Genomic DNA, 5,307 nt, shown 5'->3' with positions numbered 1-5,307 from the left:
CCCGCCAGGTGTAGAACGAGGCATCACTGAAGCCGTGTCGGCGACACAGTTCCTTCACCGGCACACCGGCCTCCGCCTGCTTGAGGAAGTCGAGAGTCTGCTCTTCGGTAAAACGCTTTTTCACTGCCGTCTCCTGCTCGGAAAACGGACTCTACTAAGTTTGACGTGGTACTGAAATCGGGGGGCAGGTCACCTGTCCTTGTCATCTGACGAAAACTCCATCTGGCGCGGGACACCATCGACCTACAAATCGTCCTGCCAGTCGGTGCTGGGTTTGAGGCTGCTCAGGAACTCTTCCAGGGCATAGTCTTCGCCGGGCGGCAACCGGGTCGTGAGCCGACTGGCGGGCGCCACCGGGTCGGCCGATGGCGGCGGACCGTCGCCGCTGGCGGTCTGCGGCAGCAGGTCGACGCCGAACGGGTCGTGAGCGGGCTTCTTCCCAGGCGTCGGCGAGCTGATGCCGATCAGGGTCGCCTGGTCCTTGCGCCGCAACGGCATCACCATGCTGCTGTCGCCGTTGAGGTAGCTGGCCATGGTCGCCAGGGCGATGCCAACGAAGGGCGAGGCCGCGCCGGTGTCGCCCAGGCGCTGGGTCAGGTCGTAGCTTTCCCGCGAGTCCAGCAAGTCCAGCGAACTCTGCGCGGCGCCCAGCGCCGGGGTGAGTTCGGCCAGCGGCGTGGCGTTCAACCCGCCGTCGTAGAACAGCCGGGCGGGCGCCGGCCTGAGCCCGGCACTGGCCGTCTTCCAGGCAGCGGCCAGTTGTGCGGTGAGAGCTTCGCGCTTGAGCCGTTCGCCGGTATCCGGGCGGGTCAGCGGCACACTCACCGGCCGATGCAGCCTGGCCAGCACCGGCAACGCATCCCACTGCTCCAGAGCCCGCTCGGTCCAGGGCTGGGGAATGAACGGCGTGGGGCGGAACTCCACCGGCGGCTTGCGCCAGCCCCAGCCACGGAACTCGGGGTCGATCCGGTTTTCGTTGACCTTGGTGTAGGGGGCGAACTGGCGTAGCCAGTCGACCCGCTCGGGGCGGCCGACGATCAGGGCGACCATGGTGTCTGTCAAGGTCCCCGGTACACGTGGGCCAGAACCTCCCCCTAATGATTTTAAAGGTACATCCCGACTCGATAAGGAACCGGCCATATTGAAGCCTTCGTTGGCGTACACCAACACTGCTGGCAAGTCTGGGTTGCGTTCGAACAAACTGAACAACGCCTCCAGTACTCCTTCAGGCGTATCGTTACAGATAATGCCATCCTGCAAATTGGCAATCCGATGCCAATGCAGTCCAGCCGGAACACGGAGATCATTGACTTTTACTGACAGGCTTTCCCGCGTCTCCTCCGGAGTGAAGCGTAGGTTAGGAGTGCTCGGATCCCAACTACGCACCACCGTCACCGTTGGTATCGGCCATTTCTCCAGAAAGTTTTTCAGCCCCAGTTCCAGGGCGTCCGCTTGGCGCTTTTCATACGCCATATCCTTGTCATCCGCAGACGTCGGATACTTCTTCGGGTCCATCGGCAGGATGCTGCCGACATGCAAGGCCTCGGCCTGCACCGCATTCTGCTCCTGCAAGGCCTTCCATACCTGGCCCTGGCGAAACACATCCAGGCTCATGCCTATGCTGAGCACATCCAGGGTTTCCAGGCGCGGCGAAGTTTTCGGAGCGTGATAAGCATCAGCGGACATGGCGGCCTCCTTGGCCGGGGTGTAAGCGGTAACGGACGTCGCTGGATTAACGAAACAACGCATCGAAGACAAAAGTGACTCGGCGGCATACCCAGCAGAACTGCTCAAAAGCAAACCGACGAGAGAGAGTGTTGAGAACGTCAAACGCATCAGCTCGCTCCTCCAAAACGCACCGGCCGGCTGTAATAGCGGTCTTCGATGGTTTGTGTCGCCACCAAGGAAGGCAGGCTGTCTCCTACTGTCACAGGGAGTTTGCCACTCTTGCGGTAGACTACAGTGGCGTCTATTAGCTCGCTATTTTTAGGCTCTTCCGCGTGATACAACGCTTGCACCTCTTCGCTCGGAATATGTATTTCGTCATTTGCTTGGCCATTTAGCCCCTTGTCCTTAGCCTTCCAATCCAACCGCCAATCCGCCACTCGACACAGATACTGATAGAAAACCACATCATCCACGCTGTCCCCGGCCCCGATGGCCAGGTCATAGGCCAGTACCCGCCGGTTATGCTCCGGGTTGTTGGGTATGGCCGAGTGGAACGACAAGGGCTCCAGATGGCCCTCCGCCGTCTGCAGGCGCAGCCGGGCCTCGTAGGGAGTTTCCGCGCGGGTGACCAGAACCATGCCGGTGCCCAGTTCACGAGCGGAAAACACATGGGTCTGCCGGGCCAGTTCCTTGCCTTCGTTCAACGCCCTCTCCACGCTGCGCGTGTCGCGCCCGTAGCGGTACGCCAGCGCGGTGTCCACCTGTTGCGCGACGGCATGCCCGCTGTCCTTTTCCTTCCAGCCGCCGTTGCTTACGCCGATGGCGGCGTCGATCGGATCGAGGGTATCGCGCACCTGATAGACGCCGCTGGCGGAGTTCTCTCCCGGCGCCGTGACGGTTCCGTCGAAATCGAATCGCGCTTCCGTCGGCAACGGCAGACGCGGCGCGGTCAGCAGCACGCTGTCGCCCTGGTCGAAGTTCGCCCGGCCGAATCTGTCCTTGCCGCCCAGCCCGGTGTCTTCCCAGGTCTTCTCGCCGGCCAGCAGAAGAGGGTAGACATGGGGAGGGGCGTGCCCGCCGATCTTTTCCTTCTCGCCATTGCGCTTGCGTACGGTGAAGATGCGCTGGTGAAAACCCTGCGGCAGCCCGGTCCTTCCCGGGAGCCCCTTGACCTGCTCAGCAATGCCGCGCCAGCCGATACCCTGGACGTTGGCAAGTCCCACCGTCTGGTCCTGGGGCGTGAAATACAGGTAGACACTGCCGCGATTGTCGCGCTCATCGAAGCTGAGCCGTTCCCCGTCGATGGTCGTCTGGCAGCCCAGGCCACCCACCCAGCCGGGACCGCCTATCGCGCCGTAGCCTTGGCAGTTGCGCAACGCGACGCTGCTCAGCGCGGGGACCGGATGGCGCCGGCCGCAGATGAACTCGAGGATGCCTTTGAGCGTGGCCAGCCGCGCCTCTCTGGTCTGCTGGCTGCTCCAGCCCTGGAGCTTCTCGTTGAGGGGTTCGAACAGGCCGTAGGGTGAGTTGAGCATGATCACCCCGTCCGCCGGCGCCACGCCGTCATCCTTGAGGAAGGCATGTGCCAGCAGGGTCAACAGGGTGCCCTGGCTGTGCCCGACGACATTGATGGTGTCGTCCGGGTAACGCTTGCGGATGATCTTGATCAACATGGCCAGGCGCATGGCCGCAAGGACCATGTACTTGCGCCCTGCCGCCGAAAACAGCGGATGGGTCATGGTGCCGCCGAACCAGTCCAGCGAGATGAAACCGAACAGCTTGCCGTTGAAACCCTGGCCCCACATGTCCGGCAGGTTGGTGGTGGCATTGACGAACTGCCCGCCTTCCTTGGTGCCGGACTTGTCCAGCCGGTTGCCGTTGCGGTCCAGCCATTCGCCGTGGGCCGCGGTCTTGTTGATGTATTGCTCTTCCTCGCGGAAGCCCCAGTAGAAAGGTACGACTACGCTGCGTACGGCGGCCCCGCCGGCGCCACTGGCGAACTTGCGCCGGTAGTAGACGGCGTCGGGGTTCTCCGCCTTGCCTTCGTCGTCCGCCGGCAGGCTGTAGCCCGCCGGCGTCAGGTAGCCGGGATTGGCCTGCCCGCCGGGCAAGGTCGGCGGCATGTCCAGGCGTTCGTTGAGCCCCTGGCAGAGCCCTCGCTCGATCCGTTCGTAGCAACCCGCGAGATCGTTGACGCCATGCACCACGATGGTCACGCAAGGCTTGGGCGGAGGCGGCACCAGGTGCACGTCGCCGCCCTTGGGCAAGGTGATGGACTGGGCAGAGACGATCGTCCTCGACCGAACCCTATCGTTCATGGCTTCTCTCCTTGCCGCTCCTCGGCGTTGCGTCGTGCCAGGCAGGTCGCTTCGTCGAGCAGCATCCAGTTGCCAGGTTCGCCGGCCAGGCAGAATTCGACGGCAATGCTGGAAACCGTTTGCCGGTGCCGACGGCTACGCTCGTTGAAATGAATGAATGCGTTGTAGCTCCCATCTGGCTGCAAGCGCTCCGGCCGGCGCAGGAGCACGCTGGAGCCGGGATAGTCGCCGAAGACCTCGATCTCCCCGGCACGCCACCCGGGCGGGAGCTCGATCCGCCACAGCGTTTCCTGGCAATGGCTGCCGACCCGCCGACATACCGAAACACGGGTGATCTCGACGTCGTTGGTTTCCGCCAGCAAGGGGCGTAGATCCAGGGTCACGCGCCCGGAGCCGGCGTGCACCGGGATCTGCGGTGGCAGTTTGGAAACGGCCAGGGCCTGGACGCTTCCCAGGCCGAACAGGCAGGCAATGAGCAAGGTCTTGCATTTCATTGGTCAGTATCCCGTTGGGAAGTTTTTCAGTACGCCAGCGAACCTGCTGTTCGCAGAGGCTTCCCCGAACTCGTTCTTCTCGAGGAAATAATCTCGAACGATGTCTCCCTGCTGTTCGATGTTGTAGTCCTTCAACGTCTTTCCCGGCTCCAACCGGTAGGCGTACTGGTCGCCTAGGAGAAACTGCCTGGCTTGCTGGTAGGCCCCCACCAGAAGGACGTTGACGCCATGCTGGTGCTGCCAGACATGGGTCATTTCGTGGATGAACAGGCCCTGGCGCTGCAGGCTCTCCAGGCTCCAGTCCGCCACGCCGCGCAACTCCTCGCCGAAGTAGATGTGGCCGTTCGGCGCCATCACGTAGTCCTTGCCCTGCCAGGGGACATAGTCCTCGTCGCGCAGGCGGACCGTGGAATAGTCGATGGAGTCGCCGAATACGTCTTTCGCCAGGCTGATTTCCCCTTCGCTGAGAGCACGTCCGGCCTCGGCGTCGGGGCCACTCAGGAGCTTGCCGACTGCAACCGCCGCGCCAACCGCCGCTGCTATCCCGGCAACTGCGGAGGCGGGCGATCTCGTGTGTTTCATATCGACCTTGGCGATGTTCATCGCATCCTTCTGCAGCAGCTGGGTGGCGCCTTCGGCGTCGGTGACGCCCTCGATGACCTCGCCGTTGGCCATGGTGATGGTATAGGGCACGTTGGGCATGGCCGTCTGCCCGTCCAGTTGCTTGAGGACGAACCGCCGCTGCGTCTCGCCCACCTCGAACTGCGGCAGCTCGGCTTCCAGGCTGGCCGCGCCGACATGACTGTGCTTCGCCGCCTTGACCACGA

General features: G+C 63.0%; 5 protein-coding genes. All 5 read right to left on the bottom strand.

All coding sequences use genetic code 11. From position 1 onward, the window contains the following. Positions 1–124, bottom strand: a 124-nt coding sequence (locus HMPREF2581_RS31775) for a transposase (protein ID WP_139181892.1), incomplete at its 3' end; no start/stop codon positions are given. 119 nt (positions 125–243) lie between these two features. Continuing rightward, the gene (locus HMPREF2581_RS31770) at positions 244–1,836 is read right to left on the bottom strand and encodes a type VI lipase adapter protein Tla3 (RefSeq protein WP_277424738.1); all 1,593 of its coding nucleotides are present in this window, start codon (positions 1,834–1,836) and stop codon (positions 244–246) included. Beyond that, the gene (locus HMPREF2581_RS07640; RefSeq protein ID WP_003084124.1) at positions 1,836–3,986 is read right to left on the bottom strand and encodes a type VI lipase effector Tle3; all 2,151 of its coding nucleotides are present in this window, start codon (positions 3,984–3,986) and stop codon (positions 1,836–1,838) included. Before HMPREF2581_RS07640 ends, HMPREF2581_RS31770 begins: the two co-directional genes overlap by 1 nt. Beyond that, entirely contained in the window at positions 3,983–4,480 is a 498-nt protein-coding gene (locus tag HMPREF2581_RS07635; RefSeq protein WP_003111943.1) for a type VI lipase immunity protein Tli3, read from the bottom strand. Before HMPREF2581_RS07635 ends, HMPREF2581_RS07640 begins: the two co-directional genes overlap by 4 nt. 3 nt (positions 4,481–4,483) lie before the next feature. Beyond that, on the bottom strand, positions 4,484–5,307 hold an 824-nt coding region (locus HMPREF2581_RS07630; RefSeq protein WP_237753443.1), incomplete at its 5' end, for a type VI secretion system spike protein VgrG2b.

This window comes from Pseudomonas sp. HMSC057H01 (genome assembly GCF_001836405.1).
Taxonomy (GTDB): domain Bacteria; phylum Pseudomonadota; class Gammaproteobacteria; order Pseudomonadales; family Pseudomonadaceae; genus Pseudomonas; species Pseudomonas aeruginosa.
The sequence above is the reverse complement of the archived record's forward strand: the minus strand, read 5'-3'. Positions and strand labels throughout refer to the sequence as shown.